Source organism: Leisingera sp. SA32, assembly GCF_056033425.1.
Genome location: NZ_JBVYHB010000004.1, coordinates 76697 through 101514 on the forward strand (window position 1 = coordinate 76697; position 24818 = coordinate 101514).

At 60.4% G+C, this 24818-nt stretch carries 22 protein-coding genes and 1 pseudogene; 15 read left to right on the forward strand and 8 right to left on the reverse strand.

Annotated features, from left to right (window positions below):
- The first annotated feature begins 57 nt into the window (after positions 1 to 57).
- The 5 genes from pstC to phoB are packed head-to-tail and all read left to right on the forward strand — an operon-like array spanning position 58 to position 5125.
- The gene (pstC, locus tag AC0IPL_RS07700) at positions 58 to 1530 is read left to right on the forward strand and encodes a phosphate ABC transporter permease subunit PstC (protein ID WP_474273325.1); all 1473 of its coding nucleotides are present in this window, start codon (positions 58 to 60) and stop codon (positions 1528 to 1530) included.
- Positions 1530 to 2894 carry a phosphate ABC transporter permease PstA gene (pstA, locus tag AC0IPL_RS07705; protein ID WP_474273326.1) on the forward strand — a complete coding sequence of 455 codons (1365 nt, stop codon included), beginning with the start codon at positions 1530 to 1532 and terminating at the stop codon, positions 2892 to 2894. The genes pstC and pstA overlap by 1 nt, the downstream gene beginning before the upstream one ends.
- 12 nt (positions 2895 to 2906) lie before the next feature.
- The gene (pstB, locus tag AC0IPL_RS07710) at positions 2907 to 3704 is read left to right on the forward strand and encodes a phosphate ABC transporter ATP-binding protein PstB (protein WP_474273328.1); all 798 of its coding nucleotides are present in this window, start codon (positions 2907 to 2909) and stop codon (positions 3702 to 3704) included.
- A gap of 17 nt (positions 3705 to 3721) precedes the next feature.
- Positions 3722 to 4432 carry a phosphate signaling complex protein PhoU gene (gene phoU, locus AC0IPL_RS07715; RefSeq protein WP_474273330.1) on the forward strand — a complete coding sequence of 237 codons (711 nt, stop codon included), beginning with the start codon at positions 3722 to 3724 and terminating at the stop codon, positions 4430 to 4432.
- Positions 4433 to 4435: 3 nt separating this feature from the next.
- On the forward strand, positions 4436 to 5125 hold the full coding sequence (gene phoB, locus AC0IPL_RS07720) for a phosphate regulon transcriptional regulator PhoB (protein WP_474273332.1): 690 nt from the start codon (positions 4436 to 4438) through the stop codon (positions 5123 to 5125).
- Positions 5126 to 5192: 67 nt separating this feature from the next.
- Here the strand turns inward: phoB and AC0IPL_RS07725 are convergent, their stop codons facing one another.
- Positions 5193 to 6104: a LysR substrate-binding domain-containing protein gene (locus AC0IPL_RS07725; protein ID WP_474273334.1), complete on the reverse strand. Its 912-nt coding sequence runs from the start codon at positions 6102 to 6104 to the stop codon at positions 5193 to 5195.
- 96 nt (positions 6105 to 6200) lie between these two features.
- Between AC0IPL_RS07725 and AC0IPL_RS07730 the strand changes: the two genes are divergently transcribed.
- Positions 6201 to 7421: an acyl-CoA dehydrogenase gene (locus AC0IPL_RS07730; protein ID WP_474273336.1), complete on the forward strand. Its 1221-nt coding sequence runs from the start codon at positions 6201 to 6203 to the stop codon at positions 7419 to 7421.
- Positions 7422 to 8007: 586 nt separating this feature from the next.
- Here the strand turns inward: AC0IPL_RS07730 and AC0IPL_RS07735 are convergent.
- Entirely contained in the window at positions 8008 to 9558 is a 1551-nt protein-coding gene (locus tag AC0IPL_RS07735) for a trimethylamine methyltransferase family protein (protein ID WP_474273337.1), read from the reverse strand.
- A 405-nt stretch (positions 9559 to 9963) separates the two neighbouring features.
- On the opposite strand from AC0IPL_RS07735, the gene AC0IPL_RS07740 reads away from it, so the two are divergent.
- From AC0IPL_RS07740 to AC0IPL_RS07755, 4 genes are all read left to right on the forward strand, one after another.
- Positions 9964 to 10473: a hypothetical protein gene (locus AC0IPL_RS07740; protein WP_474273339.1), complete on the forward strand. Its 510-nt coding sequence runs from the start codon at positions 9964 to 9966 to the stop codon at positions 10471 to 10473.
- A gap of 237 nt (positions 10474 to 10710) precedes the next feature.
- Complete coding sequence (gene cysS / locus AC0IPL_RS07745) at positions 10711 to 12093, forward strand: cysteine--tRNA ligase (RefSeq protein WP_474273828.1); 1383 nt, start codon at positions 10711 to 10713, stop codon at positions 12091 to 12093.
- Positions 12093 to 13724 (forward strand): citramalate synthase, encoded by a 1632-nt coding sequence (gene cimA, locus AC0IPL_RS07750; RefSeq protein WP_474273340.1) that lies wholly within the window; start codon positions 12093 to 12095, stop codon positions 13722 to 13724. The genes cysS and cimA overlap by 1 nt, the downstream gene beginning before the upstream one ends.
- A complete protein-coding gene (locus AC0IPL_RS07755; RefSeq protein ID WP_474273342.1) occupies positions 13708 to 14484 on the forward strand; it encodes a squalene/phytoene synthase family protein in 777 nt (258 codons plus the stop codon). The genes cimA and AC0IPL_RS07755 overlap by 17 nt, the downstream gene beginning before the upstream one ends.
- Before the next feature lie 101 nt (positions 14485 to 14585).
- Here the strand turns inward: AC0IPL_RS07755 and AC0IPL_RS07760 are convergent, their stop codons facing one another.
- Positions 14586 to 15803, reverse strand: coding sequence for an MFS transporter (locus AC0IPL_RS07760; protein ID WP_474273343.1), 1218 nt, complete (start codon positions 15801 to 15803; stop codon positions 14586 to 14588).
- A 95-nt stretch (positions 15804 to 15898) separates the two neighbouring features.
- Between AC0IPL_RS07760 and AC0IPL_RS07765 the strand changes: the two genes are divergently transcribed.
- Both AC0IPL_RS07765 and AC0IPL_RS07770 read left to right on the forward strand, forming a co-directional pair.
- The gene (locus AC0IPL_RS07765) at positions 15899 to 16534 is read left to right on the forward strand and encodes a DNA-3-methyladenine glycosylase family protein (RefSeq protein ID WP_474273345.1); all 636 of its coding nucleotides are present in this window, start codon (positions 15899 to 15901) and stop codon (positions 16532 to 16534) included.
- Complete coding sequence (locus AC0IPL_RS07770) at positions 16531 to 17196, forward strand: alpha/beta hydrolase (RefSeq protein ID WP_474273347.1); 666 nt, start codon at positions 16531 to 16533, stop codon at positions 17194 to 17196. The genes AC0IPL_RS07765 and AC0IPL_RS07770 overlap by 4 nt, the downstream gene beginning before the upstream one ends.
- A gap of 33 nt (positions 17197 to 17229) precedes the next feature.
- Here AC0IPL_RS07770 and AC0IPL_RS07775 read toward each other — a convergent pair whose 3' ends face one another.
- Complete coding sequence (locus tag AC0IPL_RS07775) at positions 17230 to 17652, reverse strand: VOC family protein (RefSeq protein ID WP_474273349.1); 423 nt, start codon at positions 17650 to 17652, stop codon at positions 17230 to 17232.
- A 12-nt stretch (positions 17653 to 17664) separates the two neighbouring features.
- Positions 17665 to 18363 (reverse strand): pseudouridine synthase, encoded by a 699-nt coding sequence (locus AC0IPL_RS07780; RefSeq protein ID WP_474273350.1) that lies wholly within the window; start codon positions 18361 to 18363, stop codon positions 17665 to 17667.
- Between the two features lie 218 nt (positions 18364 to 18581).
- Between AC0IPL_RS07780 and AC0IPL_RS07785 the strand changes: the two genes are divergently transcribed.
- On the forward strand, positions 18582 to 19166 hold the full coding sequence (locus tag AC0IPL_RS07785) for an HNH endonuclease (protein ID WP_474273351.1): 585 nt from the start codon (positions 18582 to 18584) through the stop codon (positions 19164 to 19166).
- A 505-nt stretch (positions 19167 to 19671) separates the two neighbouring features.
- On the opposite strand, the pseudogene AC0IPL_RS07790 reads toward AC0IPL_RS07785, so the two are convergent.
- A pseudogene (locus AC0IPL_RS07790) lies at positions 19672 to 20997 on the reverse strand (ISNCY family transposase).
- Positions 20998 to 21133: 136 nt separating this feature from the next.
- Positions 21134 to 22009, reverse strand: a complete 876-nt coding sequence (locus AC0IPL_RS07795) for an acyl-CoA thioesterase (RefSeq protein ID WP_474273352.1) — start codon at positions 22007 to 22009, stop codon at positions 21134 to 21136.
- A 209-nt stretch (positions 22010 to 22218) separates the two neighbouring features.
- Here AC0IPL_RS07795 and aroQ point away from each other — a divergent pair, with 209 nt between their 5' ends.
- Both aroQ and AC0IPL_RS07805 read left to right on the forward strand, forming a co-directional pair.
- Positions 22219 to 22671 carry a type II 3-dehydroquinate dehydratase gene (aroQ, locus tag AC0IPL_RS07800; protein WP_474273353.1) on the forward strand — a complete coding sequence of 151 codons (453 nt, stop codon included), beginning with the start codon at positions 22219 to 22221 and terminating at the stop codon, positions 22669 to 22671.
- Positions 22668 to 23423: an autoinducer binding domain-containing protein gene (locus AC0IPL_RS07805; RefSeq protein WP_474273354.1), complete on the forward strand. Its 756-nt coding sequence runs from the start codon at positions 22668 to 22670 to the stop codon at positions 23421 to 23423. The genes aroQ and AC0IPL_RS07805 overlap by 4 nt, the downstream gene beginning before the upstream one ends.
- A 457-nt stretch (positions 23424 to 23880) precedes the next feature.
- Here the strand turns inward: AC0IPL_RS07805 and tsf are convergent, their stop codons facing one another.
- Positions 23881 to 24756, reverse strand: a complete 876-nt coding sequence (tsf, locus tag AC0IPL_RS07810) for a translation elongation factor Ts (protein ID WP_474273355.1) — start codon at positions 24754 to 24756, stop codon at positions 23881 to 23883.
- Positions 24757 to 24818: the final 62 nt, after the last annotated feature.

Here is a 24818-nt window from a genome sequence, read left to right on the forward strand (position 1 = left end):
CTTGTTACCTGCCCGGCACTGTTATTGCCTTTACGCTACCACCCAACGGAGCCCTCCATGCCTACGATCTGGCTTGTCGTTCTCCTGCTTGCGCTGGCCGCAGCAGGGTTTTACTGGGGGCGCGCCCGCGCGCTCAGCAGTGCAGGCGGGGATGCCAGAGAGCTGCATTCCCTGCCGTCCTACTATGGCTACCATGTTGCCCTTTCGGCCTTTGTGCCCGCGATCACCGTGATGGTGGTCTGGCTGCTGGCACAACCTTTGCTGATCGAAAACCGCATCTCCGCGCTGATCCCGGCGGAGGCCGTGCCGGAGAGTTCGACCCTTGGTCTGGTGATGAGTGACGTGCGCCGGGTTGCCGAAGGTCTGGACCTGGCGCAGGAGCGCGGGCTGTTGTCGCGCGGCGAGGCCCGTGATCTCGACAGTGGCAACCGGGATGTGCGGGCGCTGCTGGGCGAGGTCGGCGTGGCACTCGGCGATGACGTCGGCGGTGAGGTGCTGACCGCGGCGCAGGCCTACCGCAACCTCTCTGCCACCGGGCGCACCGCCATGACAGTGGTTGTCGCGCTGCTGGCGCTTGGCGGTTTCAGCTGGGCCTACGCACGCACCCACAAGGAATTTCGCGCCCGCAACGTGGTGGAGCGCGCGGTGATGGCGCTGCTGATCCTCGCGGCCTCGCTGGCGATCCTGACGACCGTCGGCATCGTCCTGTCCATGCTGTTCGAAACCAGGAACTTCTTCGCCCTGCACAGCTGGACCGATTTTTTCTTTGGCTCCACTTGGGCCCCCAACTTCCGCGGGGACAGCGAGCTGTCGATCCTGCCGCTGTTGTGGGGCACGCTCTATATCTCCTTCATCGCGCTGCTGGTTGCAGTGCCGGTGGGCTTGTTTGCCGCCATCTACTTGTCGGAATACGCAACCGGTGCGGTGCGCGCCTTTGCCAAGCCGTTGCTGGAGATCCTCGCGGGTATTCCCACCATCGTTTACGGCCTGTTTGCACTGTTGACCGTGGGGCCCGCGCTGGTGGACCTGTTCGGCAAGGGCGGTCTTCTGGGTGTTGAGTGGATGGCGGGCGCCACCTCGGTTCTGACCGCGGGTCTGGTGATGGGGGTGATGCTGATCCCCTTTGTGTCTTCACTGTCCGATGATATCATCAATTCGGTGCCGCAATCCATGCGCGACGGCTCTCTGGGGCTGGGCGCAACCAAATCCGAAACCGTGCGCCAGGTGGTAATGCCCGCGGCCCTTCCGGGGATCGTTGGCGCGGTTCTGCTCGCGGCCAGTCGCGCGATCGGTGAGACGATGATCGTGGTGATGGGCGCAGGCGCTATTGCCAAATTTTCAGCCAATCCGCTGGACTCGATGACCACCATCACCACCCGCATCGTCAGCCAGCTGACCGGCGATACCGATTTCGCCAGCCCCGAAACCCTTGTTGCCTTTGCCCTGGGCCTCAGCCTGTTTGTGCTGACCCTCGGCCTGAATGTCCTGGCGCTCTATATCGTGCGCAAATACCGGGAGCAGTATGACTAATGACTGACCTCACCCATTCCACACCGGGCGCCGCGCCGGAGCCGCGCAAACATGGTGGCTCGCTGCTGACCAAAACGCCGCGCACCCGCAAGCGCAACGCCGCCGAGAAACGCTTTCGTGCCTATGGCATCGCGGCCATTGCCGCAGGGTTGGTGATGCTGGCTGTGCTGGTTGTCACCATCGTGGGCAAGGGCTCCGGCGCCTTTCAGCAGACGTTTGTCACGCTGAACGTCGAACTGCTGGAAAGCAAGCTGGACAAGAAGGGCAACCGGGATCTGGAGGACATCAAGAAGGTCACGACCTTCGGCTATGCCCCGATCATCAAGGACGCCATGGCCCAGGTGGTCGAACAGCTGGGGATCGAGACGGATCTGAAACCCAAGGCGCTGGCGGGCATCCTGTCCAAGAACGCTGCGGCTCAGCTGCGCGAGTACGTCATCGCGAACCCGGACCAGGTCGGCGAGGTTGTGGAGTTCCGCTTTCTGGCCTCCAGCCGGGTGGATGGCTACCTGAAGGGGCGCGTGCATCGTGATACCATCGGAAACGACAAGAACATTTCGCCGGAACAGCTTGATCTTGTTGATGCATTGGCCGCGGCGGGCGTGTTGGGTAAAACCTTCAATCTGGATTTCATCACCGGGGCCGATGCGTCTGACGCCCGGCCTGAGGCCGCGGGCATGGGCGTGTCGATGCTGGGCTCCCTGTTCATGATGCTGGTGGTGCTGGCGCTGGCACTGCCAATCGGCGTTGCCGCCTCGATCTATCTCGAAGAATTCGCGCCGCAAAACTGGCTTACGGACATGATCGAGGTAAACATCGCCAACCTGGCTGCGGTGCCGTCGATTGTCTTCGGCATTCTGGGGCTGGCGGTGTTCATCAACTATATGCATCTGCCGACCTCGGCTCCGCTGGTGGGCGGGCTGGTGCTGACGCTGATGACCCTGCCGACGATCATCATCTCCACCCGCGCCTCGCTGAAGGCGGTGCCGCCGTCGATCCGCGATGCAGCGCTGGGAGTTGGCGCGTCCAGGATGCAGGCGGTGTTCCACCACGTGCTGCCGCTGGCTGCACCCGGCATCCTGACCGGCACCATCATCGGCTTGGCCCAGGCGCTGGGGGAAACCGCGCCACTGCTGCTGATCGGCATGGTTGGCTTCATCGCCTCCAACCCACCTGAAAGCCTGACCGACGGGCTTCTGGCACCGAACTCCGCGATGCCTGCACAGATCTACGAATGGGCCAAACGTGCTGACCCTGCGTTCTATGAGCGCGCTTGGGGCGGCATCATCATCCTTCTCATCTTCCTGGTGACCATGAACACCCTCGCGGTGATCCTGCGCCGCCGCTTTGAACGCCGCTGGTAAAGGGGCATACTGATGAACGACATGACCTTGATGGAAAACTCCGTGGACACACAGCCAACCAAAATCGCCGCCAGGGACGTGAACGTCCATTACGGCGACAGCCACGCGATCAAAGACGTGAACGTCGAGATCGAGAGCAACACCGTTACCGCCTTCATCGGCCCGTCCGGCTGCGGCAAGTCGACCTTTCTGCGGTGCCTGAACCGGATGAACGACACCATCGACATCTGCCGTGTCACCGGCGACATTCTGCTGGATGGCGAAGACATCTACGACCGCCGCGTCGATCCTGTGCAGTTGCGCGCCAAGGTGGGTATGGTGTTTCAGAAACCAAACCCGTTCCCCAAGTCTATCTATGACAATGTGGCCTATGGCCCGCGCATCCATGGATTGGCGAAGAACAAGGCGGACTTGGATGAAATCGTAGAAAAATCCCTGCGTCGCGGCGCGATTTGGAACGAGGTAAAGGACCGTCTGCATGCCCCCGGCACCGGCCTGTCCGGTGGCCAACAGCAGCGTCTGTGCATCGCGCGGGCCATCGCCACGGAACCCGAGGTTCTGTTGATGGATGAGCCTTGTTCAGCGCTGGACCCGATCGCCACTGCCCAGGTCGAAGAGCTGATCGACGAGCTGCGCAGCCAGTATTCGGTGGTGATCGTCACCCACTCGATGCAACAGGCTGCGCGGGTCAGCCAGAAGACCGCGTTCTTCCATCTGGGCAACCTAGTTGAGTTCGGTCCGACAGGACAGATCTTTACCAACCCCGAAGATCCGCGCACCGAAAGCTACATCACCGGCCGGATCGGCTGATTTTAAGGAATTTCAACATGGTAGAGCAACATATTGCATCCGCTTTCGACCGTGATTTAGAAGCCATTCAAGCCCGGATCATGAAGATGGGTGGCCTGGTCGAAGGCGCGATCCGCGAAGCCGCACGGGCGCTGGAAGCCCGGGATGAAGAGCTGGCGCTGACCGTGCGCCAGGGCGACAAGGCCATCGACGGTCTGGAGGAGCTGATCAACGAGGAATCTGCTCGGCTGATCGCGCTGCGCGCGCCCGCTGCATCCGACCTGCGCCTGGTGCTGTCGGTCATGAAGATCGCTGCCAACCTGGAACGCATTGGAGACTATGCAAAAAACATGGCCAAACGCACTGGTGTGCTGGCCCAGGGTCCGAACATCAGCGAAGGCACCGCTGCGCTGCGCCGCATGGCGCGCGAAGTGGAGCGGATGCTGAAGGATGCTCTGGATTCCTACATCCAGCGCGATGTCGAGCTGGCCGCAGACGTGATCGAGCGTGACCGTGACGTAGACCAGATGTACAACGCGCTGTTTCGCGAGTTCCTGACCCACATGATGGAGGATCCTCGCAACATTTCGGCCTGTATGCATCTGCATTTCATCGCAAAAAATACCGAACGCATGGGCGACCACGTGACCTCGATCGCGGAACAGGTGATCTATCTGGTGACCGGAGACAAGCCGGAGGAGGACCGCCAGAAAGCTGACACCACCTCGACCACACCGCAGGAGATCTGAGCCATGGCAGCCGATCAGCCCACCGTCCTGGTCGTGGAAGACGAACTGGCCCAGCGGGAAGTTCTGGCCTACAATCTTGAGGCCGACGGCTTTCGTGTTCTGCGCGCCGAACATGGCGAAGAAGCGCTGCTGGTGGTCGACGAGGACATGCCCGACATCATCATCCTGGACTGGATGATGCCGAACCTCAGCGGAATCGAGGTTTGCCGACGGCTGAAAACCCGCACCGAAACCCGCAACATTCCGATCATCATGCTGTCGGCCCGGTCCGAAGAAGTGGACAAGGTGCGCGGCCTGGAAACCGGCGCTGATGATTACGTGGTGAAACCGTACTCGGTCATTGAGCTGATGGCGCGGGTGCGCACCCAGCTGCGCCGGGTGCGGCCCTCGACCGTAGGGGTGCGGCTGGAGTTCGACGATATCGTGCTGGACGCCGAAACGCATAAGGTCAGCCGCGCCGATCACTCACTGAAATTGGGCCCGACTGAGTTCCGTCTTCTGTCCACGTTCATGGAAAAGCCTGGCCGCGTCTGGAGTCGCGAGCAACTGCTGGACCGTGTGTGGGGGCGCGACATTTATGTCGACACCCGCACCGTCGACGTCCACATCGGTCGGCTGCGCAAGGCGCTAACCCAGCACGGCGGCAGTGATCCGGTGCGCACCGTGCGCGGCGCTGGTTACGCACTGGGATAAGCCTGCGTAACTGCGAAAGAACAGGGGGACGGGCGTTGCAGGGCCGTCCCCTACGCTTTGGCTGTGGTCAGCGCGGCAGCGGATCCTCGGGCTGCGCCTTGTCGGCCAGCCAATCGCGAAACTTCACCAGCGCAGTATCGCCGCCTTTTCGCTCTGGCCAGACCAGGTAGTAGGCGCCACTGCTGTCCGTCGGCGCTGTGTCCAGCGCCACCAGACGGCCGGTGGCCACATCCTGTTCCACCAGATAATCCGGCATCAAGGCAACCCCTAACCCGTGCAGAGCTGCCTGGGTGATGGTTGAGAATTGATCATAGATTGTGCCGTTCAGCTCCGCGTCTACTTGCACGTTCTTCTGTGCGAACCAGTCACCCCAGGCGGTGGTTCTCGTCTGGATGTGTAACAGCGGCAGCGCGAGAATGTCCTGTGGATCAGTGATACGGCGGCCAGCCAGAAGGTCCGGCGCGCAGACCGGCAGCAATTGTTCGTGCTTCAGCAGAAGGGATTGGGTGCCCGGCCATTGCGCATTACCGAAATGTATCGCGGCATCAAAAGGTTCCGTGGCAAAGTTGAACGGCTCCAGCCGGGTCGACATATTGATCGTAACATCCGGATGCAGCCGTGCAAACTCGGGCAGCCGCGGCATCAACCAGCGCATACCAAAGGCCGGCAGGATCGCGAGATTGAGGGTTCCGGCCAGAGGCGCCGTCTGCAAACGCAAGGTGGACTGGACGATCTGGTTCAGCGCCTGCCGAATTTCCGCCGCGTAATCCTGCGCTTCAGGGGTCAGCAGCAACCGTTTCTGATCCCGTTGTACCAGCTCCAAACCCAGTTGCCGCTCCAGCGTTTGCAGCTGACGGCTGACGGCGCCCTGCGTCAGCGCAAGTTCGGCCGCTGCGGCAGAGGCGCTCCCGAGCCGGTCCAAAGCCTCTAGGGCACGGAGGGAGGGGATTGAGGGCAGGAATCTTCTGGATACAGCCATGTATGAGTGAATGTCATACATCTTTGCGAAAGTCTCGCTGTTTTTTCCGTTTACCTGCCGTTAGGGTCCGGGCGAACACAGGTGAAAGGCAGGATTATGACTGAGAAACCCGAATTGCGTGCCAAGGATGCGCCGGATCTGGGCCGTTTCAACTGGGAAGACGCGCTACGGTTGGAGGACCAGCTGCACGAGGACGAGCGCATGATCGCCGCCTCTGCCCGCGCTTATGCCCAGGAAAAACTTCAGCCCCGCGTTTTAAGTGCCTATGAAAACGAGGAAACAGACCCCGAGATCTTCCGCGAGATGGGCGAGATGGGCCTCCTCGGCACCACCATCCCTGAGCAATATGGCGGTCTCGGCGGGGGCTATGTCTCCTACGGTCTGGTCGCCCGCGAGGTTGAGCGTGTCGACAGCGGCTACCGCTCGATGATGTCGGTGCAAAGCTCGCTGGTGATGTACCCGATCTACGCCTACGGCAGCGAAGAGCAGCGTATGAAATACCTGCCGAAACTGGCCACTGGTGAGTGGATCGGCTGTTTTGGTCTGACTGAGCCGGATGCCGGTTCCGACCCCTCCAGCATGAAGACCCGCGCCGAGAAAACCGAAGGCGGCTATAGGCTGACGGGCTCCAAGATGTGGATCTCCAACGCGCCGATTGCGGATGTATTTGTGGTGTGGGCCAAGTCCGAGGCGCATGGCGGCAAGATCCGTGGCTTTGTGCTCGATAAGGGCGCCAAGGGGCTGAGCGCGCCGAAAATCGCCAACAAGGCTTCGTTGCGTGCATCGATCACCGGCGAGATCGTGATGGATGGCGTCGAGGTTGGCGAAGAGGCGCTGCTGCCGCATGTCGAAGGTCTGAAAGGCCCGTTCGGCTGCCTCAACCGCGCACGTTACGGCATCAGCTGGGGTGCGATGGGCGCGGCAGAGGCGTGCTGGCACGCGGCGCGTCAATACGGCCTGGACCGCAACCAGTTTGGCCGCCCGCTGGCAAACACGCAGCTTTTTCAGCTGAAACTGGCGAATATGCAGACGGAAATCACCCTGGGCCTGCAAGCCTCCTTGCGGGTTGGTCGCCTGATGGACGAGGCCAACGCCGCGCCTGAAATGATTTCGATCGTCAAGCGCAACAACTGCGGCAAGGCGTTGGAAATTGCCCGAATGGCGCGGGACATGCACGGCGGCAACGGCATCAGCCTGGAGTTCAATGTGATCCGCCACATGGTGAATCTGGAGACAGTGAACACCTATGAGGGCACCCATGATGTGCACGCGCTGATCCTGGGTCGTGCCCAGACCGGTTTGCAGGCATTCTTCTAAGTCTCCCGATGCAGCGCGGAGCCCGGCTTTGCGCTGCATTTTTGCAGTTCCGTTTTGCGATACGGCAATCCGGCAGTACGCCTGAAAAATTGCAAAGACACGGCGCCGTAGAAGGCGCGCTCTGTCCGCCTGTTGGGATCCAATCCCGTTAACGGGTCAAATGGGGATGCGCCATATGCGTTGGTGTCTTGCGCTGGTGACCTTCGAGAAGAGTAAAAAGCAGACCGACCCTCTATGCACAGGTGCGGGCAGCGACGCAATATTGACCGCAGCACTTTGCACAAGACCAAAGCACACAGCCGCGCCCCAACACGGGGTGCCGTTCTGCAGAAATGCAGCCCCCAATAGCCTCCATACGCATTAGGGCGGCGTCGCTTTGCGTCCACGCAAAATAAAATTGCAAAAATGTCCGGGCATTCTTGCAAGGCAAACCACGCGCGCAGCGCGCTCTTTTTGAGTTTATCGGCCTGTTAACATTAGGTTATCAGGCTTCCGCCGGAGGGAGAAGCTCATTGTTAAAGTTATCTTAATTTTTGGCAACAAGACCACAGCGGAACACATTTAGGCGCTCCGCTGTATTGTTTATTCACGCGGGCAGGTGGATGTTGAAACGCGCGCGAATTTCCCTGTCAGTTTGCGCATCGAAACGCGCGGTGGCACGTTGTGCCAGCAGCTTTTCTTTCTTGGCCGTGGCCTTCTGGATCAGGTCGGGTTTGTCCCGTTCCACCCATTCCTTGGGCGAGGTGCGATCGCCCAGCTCGGGGTAGACATAATCCACCTGCATGCGACTGAGCGTCTGACCCGCGCCCAGGTAATGCCCAGGCCCGCCAAGACAGGTGGCGCGCATCTGGTCCAGCGCCAGCGTCTCCTCTGTCACCTCGATACCGCGCACGCAGCGTTGTGCCTGGCCGAGCAGATCATTGTCCAGGATCAGCGTTTCATGGCAGAACCCCAGCAAGGAGGCGTGCATGCCTGCCGCCTCGTAAACCATGTTGAGCCCCGAAAGCCCGGCCATCACCGCCGAGCACATCTGCTCCCACCCGGCCTGCATGTCCGGCAGTTTTGAATCTGACGCCCCTGCGGCAGCGCCGCCCGGGAGGTCATAGAACTTATGCATCTGGGCGCAGCCTGCCGACAGCAGTGCCTGCTCACCAGACCCAACGCTCATCGCGCCGGTGCGCAAATCCAGACCGAAGGGCCACGTGCCGAAAACAGCGGGTGCGCCAGGGCTTATGGCGTTTACGTAAACCAGTCCAGCCAGACATTCCGCCACCGCCTGTGCGATGGCCCCGGCGATTGTGGAGGGCGCCGTTGCGCCGGCCATACCTGCCGACAGCAGCAATACGGGCATGCCGCCACGGATGCATTCCTCCATGACCTGGCAAGCTTCAGTCGCAAAGCGCATCGGTGGCACTACAAAGCAGTTGGAATTCGACACGAAGGGCCGCTCCAGCCATTTATCCTTGCCACCGGCAATCATGTGCAGCAGCTCGAACCCCGGCCGCACAAAGCTGGGATCACTAAAAGAAATTCCAACGTGTTTGGTGGTGCCGACCGTGGTGGCGTAGATGGAATTGAGATCCATTTCCAGGTTATCGGCAATGTCTCTGCAAACAATCGGGCGCTGGACAAAGTGGATATTGTCAAGCTGGTCACAGATCCGCGCCGCGTCGTGCAAATCCTGCACAGTGGAGTCACGATAGCTGCGGCCATGGGCGTCCACCATGCTGACAGCCGCGCCCGCGGTGCCAAAATGTACTCGTCCGCCAGACAGTTGCAGGTCGTTCTTGCCATCGCGGCTGTGCAGGACGACGCTGCGGTTGGCGCGGGCAATGGTGTCCTCCACCAGGGCGCGGGGAAACCGAATGCGGCCATCGTCGCCCAAGATGCAGCCTGCATCCGTCAGCAAGCTGATACCGCTCGGCGGGGCATCCGCGAGACCGACCTCCTCCAGCGCGGTGAGGGCGGTTTGGTGGATGCGCTCCATATCCGCCTGGCTGAGAATGCGTAGTGCTGTGGATTCCATGCCGGCGCGGACAGGACGCAGGTGTTCGGGAAGGGCGGCGGCGCGCGCGGCACGCCGCGCGGTGCGTCCGCCGCTGCGAGTGGCACGGGGAGTCGGGGATTGAGTGTTCATGACGTGGCCTTTCAGAAAACGAGTGAGCGTTCGAGTTTTCTGATCTGACCGGGCCGTCCGCGCGCCGCGCGCCCTCGGGCTGCACCGATCGTGCGGCAAATCAGGCTGACAAGGCTGCGTTCGGCCTGCATGCGGGCTCCTGTGCGTTTCCAACAGGGTCAGCTGACAAAAGCGGCACTTCTATCGCAAATACGACAGCTGTGAATTTTGCGACATAAATTTCACTTTTGCTCGCGGGAACGGGCTGTCGACCGGGGCGTAAGACGGGCGGGACAGCGGGCAGTTTCGCAGTGATTTCACGCCGTCAGACAGGTGGCAAAAAACCGAATATTAACCATTTTCAAAGATGATTGGGCAATGGGGATGGCGCGCAAGAAAAGGCGCAGCAACAGAAGACATAGCCACATGCCGAAATCTGAAAAGAAATTTCCGATCCGGATCCTGCCCGTCGCTCTCATGCTCGCGGTCGGCATGTCCGTAGCAGCGGCTGACGATTGGACGCAAAGTGTGCCGACGCAAGGCTTGGGCGCGCTCGGCCCTGCCAGTGGGCAGGGGCCGGTGTTATTCTATGGGATTGGCGGCGGCAGTTCTGACGTGCTGGGGCACGGCGCGGTTCTGGAGGGGCAGGCGGGATCGCAGGCCAATACGTCCACCTTGCCATCCGGGCGGCAGTTCCGTGTCAATGCGGGTTATGCCTTTGGTGCCGCAACAGGCTACATCACGGTCGGCGGCTCGCAGGCGCAGGCCGCGACCAACGCCAGGCTGCGGCCGGTTGTCGGGCTGGGCATGCAGGTATCTTTGAACCGGGCTTTGCAGCTGAGTGGCGAAATCCTGCACCATGACGTCAGCGGTGGCCGCGGGGTGTCCACTGGTTCCGGGGAAACCCTGTCCTTACGGGCCGCGTTCCGCTTTTGATCTTTCGGATATTGCATGGGCATAGCCAAATCCCTTGGCGGAGCCTCGTTGGCGTGGTATCGGATCCTATGAACCAAAAATGCACCCGCATTATCTGCTGCATTACCTGCTGACATATTAGCGGGCTGGTTTCTGTCGTTTTCATTTTCCTGACAAGTTGCTAAGCCCGCGTTGCGCGCAACGGGTGGGCTTCGTACGGCGAGGGAACGGGGGATGGACATGAAAAAGGAACCGGGTATGGACACCACGGACATCACGATCAAACTGCACAATACGAAAACCCGTAAGAAAGAGGTTTTCACGCCGATTGAGGCCGACAATGTGCGGATGTATGTCTGCGGTCCCACCGTCTATGACCGGGCGCATCTGGGCAATGCCCGACCGGTTGTGGTGTTTGATACGCTCTATCGACTTCTGCGGCAAGTTTATGGCGCAAACGCTGTGACTTACGCGAGGAACTTCACCGACGTTGATGACAAGATCAATGCGCGCGCTGCGCAGAGCGGGCGGCCTATCGGCGAGATCACCGCCGAAACGACAGCCTGGTTCCTGGAGGACATGGGTGCGTTGGGGGCACTTGAACCCGATCATATGCCGCGCGCGACGCAGTATATTCCGCAGATGGTGACGATGATCGAGACCCTGATCTCCAAGGGCCACGCCTATGCCGCCGAGGGGCATGTTCTGTTCGCCGTCGATAGCTGGAAGCAGGGCTACGGAAACCTGTCGGGCCGCTCGGTCGATGATATGATTGCCGGGGCACGGGTAGAGGTTGCGCCATACAAAAAGAACCCGATGGATTTTGTGTTGTGGAAACCGTCGGACTCGGAGCTGCCTGGTTGGGACAGCCCCTGGGGGCGCGGACGGCCCGGTTGGCATATCGAGTGTTCGGCCATGGCAGACGATCTTCTGGGCAAGAGTTTCGACATCCATGGCGGCGGTAATGACCTGATGTTCCCGCATCACGAAAACGAAGTGGCACAGAGCTGCTGCGCCAATGGGGATGACAGTTTTGCACGGTATTGGCTGCACAATGAAATGCTGCAGGTCGAAGGCAAGAAGATGTCCAAGTCGCTGGGCAACTTTTTCACCGTGCGCGACCTGCTGGATGAGGGCTATCCCGGTGAGGTGATCCGCCTTGTGTTTTTGCAGACCCATTACCGCAAACCGATGGACTGGACCGACAAGAAAGCCAAAGAAGCCGAAGCGACGTTGCGCAAGTGGCGGGCGCTGACTGCGGGCGTCGAACCCGCGGTCAGCGCTGCTGCCGCGGTCCTGGAGGCGCTGGCGGATGACTTGAACACCGCGGGTGCAATTGCTGAGCTGCACAAACTGGCATCCGCCGGCGACGCAGCTGGGCTGCTCGCGTCGGCGCAGCTGCTGGGATTACTGACCGAGGAGCTGGGCGCGTGGGCGTCAGGACCGGAGCTGGATCTGTCAGCCTATGAGGCGAGACTTTTCGAGGCGCGTGAAGCAGCAATGGCGAGCAAGGACTTTTCCGAAGTCGACCGGTTGAAGGCCGCATATATCGCCGCCGGGCTGGAAGTGCGTATGAGCAAGGCAGGCGTCTCCTTGCTGGCGTCCGCCGGTTTCGACCCAGCCAAGTTGGAGGCGTTGTGATGGCGCAGGAACGGCTGTATCTATACGACACCACCCTGCGCGACGGCCAGCAAACGCAAGGGGTTCAATTCTCGACCGAGGAAAAGAAGGTTATTGCCCAAGCGCTTGACGATCTGGGAATCGACTACATCGAAGGGGGCTGGCCCGGCGCCAACCCGACCGACAGCGCCTTTTTCGACGAGGCACCGCAGCTGCGCGCCACAATGACGGCCTTTGGCATGACCAAGCGGGCCGGGCGCTCTGCCGCCAATGACGAGGTGCTGGCGGCGGTGATAAATGCCGGGACCACGGCGGTCTGCCTGGTTGGCAAAAGCCACGACTACCACGTGACCCACGCGCTGGGGATCAGTCTGGAAGAAAACCTGGAGAACATCCGCGCCTCGATTGCACATATCGTGGGGCAGGGACGGGAAGCGCTGTTCGACGCCGAGCATTTCTTTGATGGTTACAAGGCCAATCCTGCATACGCACTGGACGCCTGCCGAGCCGCGCTGGAGGCTGGGGCGCGCTGGATCGTGCTGTGCGACACCAATGGTGGTGCCCTGCCGGGCGAGGTTCAGCGCATCGTCAGCGCCGTTATCGCGGCCGGTATTCCGGGTGAGAAACTGGGCATACATACCCACAACGACACGGAAAATGCCGTTGCATGTTCCTTGGCGGCGGTAGATGCCGGGGCGCGGCAGATCCAAGGCACGTTGAACGGTCTGGGCGAACGCTGCGGAAATGCGAACCTGACCGCGCTGATTCCGACGCTGCTGTTGAAAGAACCCTATTCCAGCGCGTATGAAACCGGCATCAGCAAAGACGCACTTGCCGGTCTGACCCGGATCAGCCGGACGCTGGACGACATTCTGAACCGGGTGCCCATGCGCCAGGCAGCCTATGTCGGCGCCTCCGCCTTTGCGCATAAGGCAGGCTTGCATGCCAGTGCGATCCTCAAGGACCCCGCGACCTATGAGCATATTGATCCGGCCCAGGTCGGCAATGCGCGGGTCATTCCGATGTCGAACCAGGCGGGCCAGTCCAACCTGAGAAAACGGCTGACAGATGCCGGGCTGACAGTTCAGCCAGGAAATCCGGCATTGGCGCGGATCCTGGAGGCGATCAAACAGCGTGAGGCGGAAGGCTATTCCTATGACACCGCCCAGGCGTCGTTCGAGCTGCTGGCGCGTGCCGAGCTGAACCAGCTGCCGGAGTTCTTTGAGGTAAAACGGTTCAAGGTCACGGTGGAGCGGCGCAAGAATAAGTACAACCAGATGATCAGCCTGTCCGAGGCGGTCGTCGTGGTCAAGGTCGACGGCGAAAAACGCTTGTCTGTCAGTGAGTCACTGGACGAAGTTGGCAGCGACCGCGGTCCGGTCAACGCGCTGGCCAAGGCCTTGAGCAAAGACCTGGGTCGCTATTCCGCACAGTTGGCGGACATGCGGCTGGTGGACTTCAAGGTGCGGATCACCCAGGGTGGCACCGAAGCGGTGACCCGCGTCATCATCGACAGCGAAGACAGCCAGGGGCACCGGTGGTCCACCGTCGGGGTCAGTGCGAACATAATAGATGCGTCGTTTGAAGCGCTTCTGGATGCGATCCGCTGGAAACTGATCCACGACGGCGAGGCGCATGCAATTCGACGATGATCTGACCGCGTGCGCCGAGCTGGTGCAGAAGAGCGACCCGGACCGGTTCTTGGCCGCGATGGCGGCACCGGTTGCCGCGCGGCCACTGCTGTTTGCGCTATATGCGCTCAACGCAGAACTGGCGCGGGCGCCCTGGGCCAGTCAGGAGAGCATGATCGCCGAAATGCGGGTCCAGTGGTGGCGGGATGTGGCGGCGGAGATTGTCGAGCGCAGGCCTGCCCGTCGGCATTTTGTCGTGACCCCCTTGGCGCGCCTGCTGCGAGCGGAGCTGGCAACCTGCATCGACGGCATGGCAGAGGCGCGCCGTTGGGACATCTACCGAGATGCCTTTGAAAACGAGGCAGATTTTGACAGATACATCGACCGCACTAGCGGTGCGCTGATGTGGATGGCGGCAGCCTCGTTGGGGGCGCAGCAGGAACGTGTGGTACGTGATTTTGCCTATGGGGCGGGGGTTGCCAATTGGTTGCGCGCGATCCCGCAGCTGGAAGCTCAAAAACGTGTTCCGCTGCTGGATGGAACCTTGGAAGGCGTGCAAGGTTTGGCGCGCAAAGGATTGGAAAGTATCTATAAAGCCAGATCTCAGAGGGCTGAGATTCCGGCGGCGGCCGCGCCGGCTCTGATGCCGGGATGGCAAGCAGCGGAGCTTTTGAAACAGGCCATCCGCGAGCCAGAACGCGTGGCGCAGGGTGCACTGGGGCTGAGTGAGTTCCGCAGGCGCGGAACATTGATGTACCGAAGCGCAACCGGTCGCTGGTAATCGCGTCAGCGCATTGCTTCAAGAGGTTGGACGGAAACGAAAAAGAGGCACCCAACCGGGTGCCTCTTTTCTTTGGGCTGGTCGGGTGTGGCGGCGATCGCTCAGGCAGTTCTGGGGCGCAGCGCCAGCCACAGCAGGGCACCGCCGGCGAGAACCAGAAAGGGCGCCATGGCCATGTTGACGGCGTTCCAGCCATCGACAGGACTGCCACCAGAGCAATTCATCAGTCCGCCGGACGCCAGCGAAGCCACGGTGACACCGCCAAAGACCAAAAGGTCGTTCAGTCCCTGCATCCGGCCACGTTCATGACTGTCATGTGCGCCGGCCAACATCGTTGTCGCGCCGATAAAGCCGAAGTTCCAGCCAAGGCCAAGCAGAACCAGCGCAATAAAGAAGTTCGCCAGATCAACGCCTTGCAGCGCCACTGCGCCTGCGCTCGCCAAGATCACCAGCCCTGCTGCCACGATTTTCTCAACCCCGAAGCGTGAGATGAGATGGCCGGTGAAGAACGACGGCACATACATCGCCAGAACATGCCAGGTAACCACGTCGGCAGCGTTGCCCTCGGTAAAGCCGCAGCCAACCACCGCCAGCGGCGTTGAGGTCATCACCAGGTTCATCAGGGCATAGGACACCATGGCACAGATCACGGCGACGGCGATTGTCGGTGTCTTCAGCAACTCCGTCCGGCTGCGGCCGCGCGGACTGTCTTGGCTGGGCGCAGGCGGCTTGGGAATATCGAGGAATAAAAATAGGGATGCGCCCAATACATTGACCGCGATCACCGCCATATAGGTGCCGAGAAAGGGAACAACGAAAGCTTGGCTGGTCAGTTTGACCAGTTGCGGACCGATGATCGCAGCGGCCAGACCGCCTGCCATCACATAGGAGATCGCCTTGGGCCGAAAGGACTCAGACGCCGTATCCGCGGCGGCGAAACGATAGAAGCCGTGAGCGCTCATGTAGACGCCGGTCAACAGGCTGCCGAGCAGAAAGATAGGGAACGACCCCAGATACAGCCCGTAGGCGCCGACCAGCCCGCCAAGCGCGCCAAAGCCTGCCCCTACAAAGAAGCCCGCGCGGCGTCCCCAGCGCTGCATGATTGCAGAAATGGGTGTCGCAGCCAGCATCGAACCGCCGACGATCAAAGAAATCGGCAAGGTCGCGAAACAGGGGTTGGAAGCGAGCGATTGCCCGGCCAGCCCGCCAATGGTGAAAATCATCGGCATCTGCGCGCCGAGGATTGCCTGGGCCAGCACCAGGATGGCAACGTTCTTCTTGGCGACGCCGTCGCCGGGGGTGGTCATGCTCATGGTCATGTGGGATGCGTAACCTTGAATATGTTAAGGAGCAAGCCAGTGCTGTCCGTTCTTCGATCACGGTTTCTTTCAATCGCCTTGTTGGGCTGCGTTTGATGGGTGCGCCTGGGCGTATCATCACCAGCGGCGCCTGTGTGGCGGAGGGTGCAGACTGGTTGGCGAGACAGGAGCCGCGGTTTGCGGCGGCGCTTGACCAAGTCGGGCCATTGCCGTTGCGGCGCAAGCCGGACGGGTTTGCGCAATTGCTGAGCGCCATCGTCAGCCAGCAGGTCAGCGTCGCCTCGGCCAATGCGATCTGGGCCCGACTGAAGGCCGCACAGCTGACCGGCCCGCGCAAGATTCTCTGGGCCAGCGATGACGAATTGCGCTCCGCGGGGCTGAGCCGCCAGAAAATCCGTTATGCCCGTGCCTTAGCGGAGGCACGTATCGATTTCAAAGCGTTGCGTGATCTTCCTGATGCGGAGGTGGTGGCTGAACTGGTGCAGGTGCCGGGCATCGGGGTCTGGACAGCAGAGATCTATGCGATGTTCTCGCTGGGACGCGCCGATGTTTTTGCGCCTGGCGATCTGGCCCTGCAAGAAGCCGCGCGAGTGCTGTTCGACCTGTCCGAGCGACCCAAAGAACGCGCGCTGCGACAGATGGCAGAGGCCTGGTCCCCGTGGCGGTCGGTTGCAGCGCGGTTGCTGTGGGCCTATTACCACGTGGCAAAGGACAGGGAAGGGATCCGATGACTCGCGTACTCAATGCCGGCCGCAAAGAGCCGGTCTCCGGCGTAACCCGTTCGGTTGTGGTGTTCCTCCACGGCTATGGCGCAAATGGCGCCGATCTCATGGGGCTTGCCGATCCGCTCGCAGAACACCTGCCGGATACGCTGTTTGTGGCACCCGACGCGCCCGAGGCCTGCCCAGGGGCGCCGATGGGCTTTCAGTGGTTCCCGATTCCCTGGATCGATGGCTCCTCAGAGGAGGAAAGCATGCGCAGCATGCAGGCCGCGATTGAAGACCTGAACGCTTTTCTCGATGCGCTGATGGTGGATGAGGACGTGCTGCCGGAACAGGTGGTGCTCTTTGGGTTCAGCCAGGGCACGATGATGAGCCTGCACGTAGCGCCCCGCCGAGAAGACGCCGTTGCGGGTGTGGTCGGCTTCTCGGGGCGGTTGTTGTCGCCCGAACTGCTGAAGGATGAGTTGCAATCGAAAATGCCCATTCTTCTGGTGCATGGCGATCAGGATGACGTGGTGCCAGTGCAATCGCTGCCAGAGGCCGCAGAGGCACTGCAGGAAGCCGGTTTTCAGGATGTCTTTGCCCACATCCAGAAAGGCACTGCTCATGGCATCGCACCCGACGGGCTGAGCGTGGCGCTGGCGTTCATGCGTGACAAGCTGGGCCTCTAAGCCCAGCTCGTCGGGGCGCGTCTGCACCCCGGATCAACCGACCCAGAGATGCGGCTCGGCGATTTCCAGGGAGTTTCCTGCCGGGTCGCGAAAGTAGATCGACCGTGCGCCGCTGGGCCAGTCGAACTCTGCCTCGATGGCGACCCCGGCCTCCTGCAACCGCGCCCGCGTTTGCAGCAGCGCCGCGCGTGGCTGTGCAAAGCACAAATGTCCCGATCCCCGCGCGCCATGCGGCGGCACCGGGAGCTGCGGATTGCCGGGCGGCTTGGTGGTCTCAGCTGGGTTGAACAGCAACAGAACAGCGCTGCCGCACCGGTAGAACACATGCCGACCTTGCACCCGCTGAATCTGCTCCAACCCCAGGATGCGGCCATAGAAGTCCTCCGCTGCGTCCAGGTCATCGACATACAGGGCGGATTCGAGAATAGCGTGCAGGGCAGGGGCTTTCGGCAGCATGACCGCAGGCTATCAGCGGCGACGCGGCCTGTCACTCAGCGGTTTTCGGCGGGACGGGCCGCTGCCTGGGGTGGCGCTATCCGAAGGTTTCGCGGTCTTCGCACTCTTGGCGCGCCTTGGTGGCTTTTGCGAGGGTTTTGGTGGGCCGGGCACACGGGGCGGCTCCAGATCGGCCCAAGCGCCCTGGGGCAGGCCATCCAGTGTCCAAGCGCCGATGGAATACCGGATCAGCCGCAGAGTCGGGTGGCCCACCGCTGCTGTCATGCGCCGCACCTGGCGGTTGCGGCCTTCTCGGAGGGTCAGGCAAAGCCAGCTGTCGGGCACCGTTTTGCGCTGCCGCACCGGCGGCGTGCGCGCCCAAAGCCCCGGCGGCTCTGCCATGCGGCTGACCTTGGCTGGGCGGGTTATGCCGTCTTTCAGCTGAACACCGTCAGCGAGGGCGGCAAGCGCTGCGTCATCTGGATTGCCTTCGACCTGAACCCAGTAGGTCTTGTCCATCTTGTGCTTTGGGTCGCTGATCCAGGCCTGCAGGCGGCCGCTGTCGGTTAGCAGCATCAGCCCTTCGCTGTCGCGGTCCAACCGCCCGGCCGGATAGACGCCAGGACACTCTATATAGCGGCTGAGCGTGGGCCGCGGACTATCCTGGCTGCCACGGTCGGTAAACTGCGGCAGCACGTCATAGGGCTTGTTGAAGCGGATCAATCGGGTCATGGTGCGGCAATAGTTGCGCAAAGGCGTGGGGGCAAGACCCTTGCCTGTGGATAACTGTCACGAGCCTGTCACGGAATCACGTCACACAGCTCGCGACATATTGTGGATCGTTGGGGCTTGCCAGCTGCCAACCACGATATATAGTCAAACTTAAGCTGGGGCGGGTTCCCCGCTCTGGTTCCGGGAAACGGAAAGTCAGGGCGAGGAAGACGTTCACCATGGATGGCGATTTCAGGGCAGAGTTTGTCAGATCTCCGGGCGCGCTCAAGCAGCACCCGGCACTGGTACTGAATGCGGATTACCGGCCGTTATCTTATTATCCCTTGTCACTGTGGTCCTGGCAGGATGCGGTCAAGGCGGCCTGGCTGGACCGGGTGGCCATCGTGGCCGAATATGACGAGGTTGTTCACAGCCCCAGTACCGCGATCCGAATACCGTCGGTGGTGGTGCTGAAAGACTATGTGAAACCCCAAAAGCGCGTGGCCTTCACGCGCTTTAATTTGTTCTTGCGGGACGAGTTCCGTTGTCAGTACTGCGGCAGCAAAGGGGATCTGACGTTCGACCATGTGGTGCCACGTGCCGCTGGCGGGGTCACCAGTTGGGAAAATGTGGTCGCCGCCTGCAGCCCGTGCAACTTGAAAAAGGGCTCCAAGTCGCTACACCGCGCGGGCATGTCGCTGCGCAAACCACCACGGCGCCCCGGCGCGGAGGAGCTACGCAATACCGGGCGCAAATTCCCACCCAACCATCTGCATGAAAGCTGGATGGACTTTCTGTATTGGGACACGGAGCTGGATGCCTGAGGCATACGCCTCAAGCCAATGACACTTATGGATCTTCTCGCAAACCCCGGTCGCCGATGGGTCTGGCTCTGTACAGGTTCTCCGTTATCTAGATGCGTCGATGAGCGATACTGGGCTGGGGGTGGACCCGCCCAGCATAGTGTAAACCCCATCCAGAAATGTCACTGGCTGCGCAAAGCAGACGTGTCACCGCATAGCGCAACAGGAACAAGGCTTGGCAGCCCGTAGACCTCAAATATCGAAGGGCTGGAAAGCCTTGTGGGTAAAGGGGATGCCTATAGCGATTTTGACCTTGCGAGCTCAATGATCAGCGCGCAGAAATACACTGCGCCATGTCTCGCGATCAACTCGTTGCATTCCGAGAGTTCGAAAGGCAGGTATCCCATCAGTGCGATCAACATGGCACCTGTTAGGAATGTCGCTCGCTTGAGCATTACAGATTGCTCGCCTCTTTTTTAATGAACTATGAGCCGCCTTTATTGGTAACTTGCCCACCGCAAACCGGTCAATCATCGATGACCGGCACCTCTGGCATACCCAGCTTGTGAGGCCCGGGCTGATACCCCATCTTCTCGGAGTTGGTCCGCACCTTGGGTTTTGGTGGCGCCTTCTCCTGCATCTCTTTGACATAGGCAAGGACCGCGCTGAGCCGCTTGTTCTCGGTGATGGCCGCATGAGTGACACGCTGGTCCATATCAAAGATCCTGTAGGGCAGGGCCTGGCCCTTCCAGCGCACCTCGAAGCCCCCATCTGCAAAGGCATAGGTATCAACGTATTTGCCGATAAGGGCGCGTGACAGCGCGGTCTCTTCCAGCATGATCCGCTTGCGGTCATAGGAGAATGTGAGCTGCTTGCCGACATAGCGGTTCTCGCGCCAGCACAGAACTTCCGCCAACCGGTCCGGCTCCACATTCAACGCCCGGTGCAGGTTGTCCGGTTTGGCCGGGGCCTTCGCAAACTTGGCATTGAAGCGGTTCTTGAAGCCTTCGAGAAAGGAGTTTCCGCCATCCATGTCGGAAATCCCCGCCAGCCTCAGCTCTTTGACAAGCCGGTCCTGAAGCGTCCGGTTAGCCCGTTCAACCCGGCCTTTGGCCTAAGAACTGTTGGCGCACAGGATCTCGATGTTCAGCTCATTCAGCGCGCGCCCGAACTGGGTTATGCCTGCGCCATTTCTGGCGTCTTCCTTGCCAATCCGGAACACCGAATGCTTGTCGCTGTAAAAGGCCACCGGGCGGCCGTGCTGAACCAGATAGCTGTCCAGCGCTTCGAAATAGCTGAAGGTGCTTTCCGACTTCACAAACCGCAGCTCCATCAAGGTGCTTGTCGCGTCATCAATGAACACGAGAAGAGTGCAGGGCGGCGCGCGATCCTCAAACCAGCGGTGGTCGGAGCCGTCAATCTGGATCAGCTCACCATAACATTCCCGGCGCAGACGCGGTTGGTGGAACGTCCGGCGCTGTTTGCGCGAGAGCCAGATGCCGTCGTCGATCATCCATTTGCGCAGCGTCTCGCGGGACACTTTGAACCCGTGATGTTCTCCGAGCATCTCGGCCGCCAGGGTCGGTCCGAAATCCACATAGTTTTCTTTTATCAACGCCAAGGCGTAGTCGCGCTTCGCCTTGTGAATCTGGTTGTTCGGAGGCTTGCCGCGCGCCTTATGACGGATCGCGGATGCGCCGTCCTGGCGGTATCGCTTCAGCAGCCGGAATACCTGGCGCCGTGTCAGATCCAGAAGGTTCGCCGCATTATCAACCGTCAGCCGGCCATCGTCGACCTGCGCCAGAACCTCCACGCGATTCAGCTCGCGCTCGCTCATAATCACCCATCCCATCTCCGCTCGCCCTCGCTGCTTTATGCAAGGAGAGTGACACTTCTGCTTTGCCAATGGGTGACATTACTGCTTTGCGCGTACACACAGACCTCCTATAATCAGAATTATGTTAATTACACCAAGGTAGCAGGCCAGATTAACTGCCGCCTTGGGGATTTAGTGGTCGCAACAAACCTTCCTGTGCAACACTGGCGACCAGCTGACCATCCTCGGTGTAGATGGCCCCCCGATTGAAGCCACGGCCGTTGCCGGTAAATGGCGCGTCCATCGTATAAAGATGCCAGTTGTCCAGATGCACCGGAGCGTGGAACCACATGGCGTGGTCCAGGCTTGCGGTCATTGCGTCGGGCCTGTGAAACGTCAGCCCATGCGGCCGCATGGACGACCCAAGCAGTCCGAAGTCGGACACATAGGCCATCAGAATGTGCTGCAAGGCCGGCCCGGCGCCCTTGGCCGCTTCCATTCGAACCCACATATGGTTGACGTCGCTTGCCTTTTCGGGTGTCAAAGGATCGCGGGGTTCGACCTCCCGCAGTTCGAACGGGCGTTCGCGGATAAATTCCTGGCGCTTGTCCTGTGGCACACGAAAAGCATTGCGCAGCAGGATTTCATGCCGCGGCTCAAGACCGGCGGGCGGCGGTACATCCGGCATATCGTGTTGGTGGTTCCAACCGGGCTCCGGCGTGTGAAACGATGCGGCCAGATTCAGGATCTGCTTGCCGTTTTGCATTGCAACGACCCGGCGTGTTGTGAAACTGCGGCCGTCTCGGGCCGGATCAACCTCATAGATCACCGGTCTGGACGGGTCTCCCGGGCGGATGAAATACGCATGAAGTGAATGACACAAACGATTGGAAACCGTAGCATATGCCGCGGCTAGCGCCTGTGCGATCACTTGCCCACCATAGATACGAATTGGTGTTTCACCGCCGGATCCTGACCCTCGGAAAAGATGACGATCTAGGGTTTCAAGGTCGAGAAGGTCAAGAAGGGTCTGGGCGGTGTCGGTCATCTGGTCAACTTTCGGCAAGGCGCATCAGCCGCAGCGACAACTAAGCGATGGCGACGGCAAAGAAAACCACGGTCTCCGCTAGGGCGAGCCGTGTCTGCGGATTGGACCGCAATTGCAGCTTTCGCACAAGCGCGGCATTTGCCATATTCCCTGTGGCGTACATCTGGGACCTCCTGTCCACAAAGCGATTTCTCAAGGAACGACTGCCGATGACACAGCGTATTCTGGTTTTGAATGGTCCCAACCTCAACCTTCTGGGAACCCGCCAGCCCGAGGTTTATGGGTCGGTGACGCTTGCGATGATCGAACAGTCTTGCGAAAGCCATGCCAAGGCGTTGGGTCTGGAAGCCAGCTGCCTGCAATCGAACCATGAAGGCGCTATGATTGATGCGATCCACGCCGCCAAAGGCGTGTATCACGGGATTGTCCTGAATGCAGGCGCCTATACGCACACCTCGATCGCGCTGATGGATGCGGTGATCTCGGTCGAAATCCCGACCGTCGAAGTGCATCTGTCCAACATTCATGCCCGTGAAAGCTTCCGTCATGGCTCATTTATTGCCAAGGCGGCGTTGGGGCAAATCTGCGGTTTCGGCCCCAAGGGATACATTCTGGCGATTGAGGCGCTGGCACAACATTTGAAAGAGGCTGAAACAGGATGAGTTTAAAGAGTTATCTGGATTTTGTCTGCACCGCGCAAAATCTGGACGATCTGTGGGCCGGTCATGTCGCGCAGATGCAGAAGTTTGGTTTCGACAAGTTGATTTACGGCTACACCCGATGCATTACGGACAATTCCCTCGGGGATCCGGATGACTTCGTCGTCTTGACGAACCACGAAGACGCCTATCTGGACGGCTATCTGCACGGAGGGCTGTATTTCCACGCGCCGATGCTTCGCTGGGCGCTCGATAACGAAGGCGCAGGGAGCTGGCGGATTGCCCGGGATCTGGCAAGTTCCGGCAAACTGTCTGCTGAGGGACAAAAGGTTCTGGAGTTCAATGACTTGCTGGGCCTGACGGCCGGCTACACGGTCAGCTTTCCGTCTGCCAGCAGCCGCTATAAGGGCGCGATCTCCCTGGCGGCCAGGTCCGGGCTGACCCAGGATGAGGTAGACGCCGTTTGGCAGGATCACGGACAAGAGATCCTGTTGATGAACAACGTGGTTCACCTTAAGATCCTCACCCTGCCCTATGCCGGACCCAACCGCAGCCTGACAAAACGCCAGCGCGAGGTATTGCAATGGGTTGGCGATGGAAAGACCACACAGGACATCGCACTTTTGATGGGGCTGACACCGGCCACGATCGAAAAACATCTGCGTCTGGCCCGGGAATCCCTGTCCGTGGAAACCACCGCACAGGCAGTTTTGAAGGCCGCACTACACAATCAGATGTATCTGACCGACGCCTAGGCGGCGATGCCGCAAACCCTCGGTATGACCTCGGAATGCGACGGAAGGTATGGAATACTATACTACCGCAAAAGTATAATTCACTGCATCTTTCACATGTTCCGTGAGTGGTGGCTTTAGCCAAGGAACTGCAGGTAACGACCCTTGCAATTTCAGGGCTCTCATACCTGATCAGAGACGGGCACGTATTCTTCCGTTGTCGGTTTCGGATATCAGAGGGGTCTCACCCATCCCCATCAGTGGGGCCCCTCGCCTTCTCTCTCTGAAACGCCTCTTTCTCACTGCACTACGGCTCTGCTGCATCAATCTATGAGCGTACATAGATCGCGCCTCGCCGATATCATTGGGGAGCGCACCGTGGGGCCGTTCCGCATTCGGTCCCACGTGTTGTCGGGTAAAAAAAAATGCGGCGGACCAAGGTGGCCCGCCGCAGTCATCTCGCAGTCTGTTGGTCAGCTTAGCCTTGTGCGGCTTTTGCAACCTCAGCTGCAAAGTCTTCTTTCTCGACTTCGATGCCTTCGCCAACCTCGACACGGACAAAGCCGGTGATGGTGGCGCCAGCTTCCTTGGCGGCCGCTTCGACGGTCAGGTCCGGGTTCACCACGAACTGCTGGTTCAGCAGCGTGGACTCGGCGACGAATTTCTTCATCCGGCCGACGATCATCTTTTCGATCACCTGCTCCGGCTTACCGGATTCGCGAGCGATGTCCATCTGGACCTGCTTTTCTTTCTCAACCACGGAGGCGTCCAGGTCCGCTTCGGACAGGGCGGCGGGGTTGACAGCGGCGATGTGCATGGCGATCTGCTTGCCGATGGCTTCGTCGCCACCGGTCATCGCGACCAGAACGCCGATCTTGCCCATGCCCGCAGTTGCGGCATTGTGAACGTAGGACACAACGGTCTCGCCTTCCAGCTTCTCCATGCGGCGCAGCGACATGTTCTCACCGATGGTTGCGATCTTGTCGGTCAGGGTGTCGGCAACGGATTTGCCACCCAGGTCCGCCGCAGCCAGTGCCTCGACATCGTCTGCGTTCAGCGCGGCCTTGGCAATGGCGGCAACCATGTCCTGGAATTCGCCGTTCTTGGCGACAAAGTCGGTCTCGGAGTTCACCTCAACCGCAACACCTTTGTTGCCTTCGACGACCACGGCGACCAGGCCTTCGGCGGCGGTACGGCCGGATTTCTTGGCCGCTTTGGCCAGACCCTTGGTGCGCAGCCAGTCAACGGCCGCTTCCATGTTGCCGTCGTTTTCAACCAGTGCCTTCTTCGCGTCCATCATGCCTGCGCCGGTGGATTCGCGCAGTTCTTTCACCATTGCTGCAGTGATTGCCATCTTTGGCTCTCCTCAATTCAAAACAGATTTGGGGCAGGTGATACCCTGCCCCGCATGTCAAA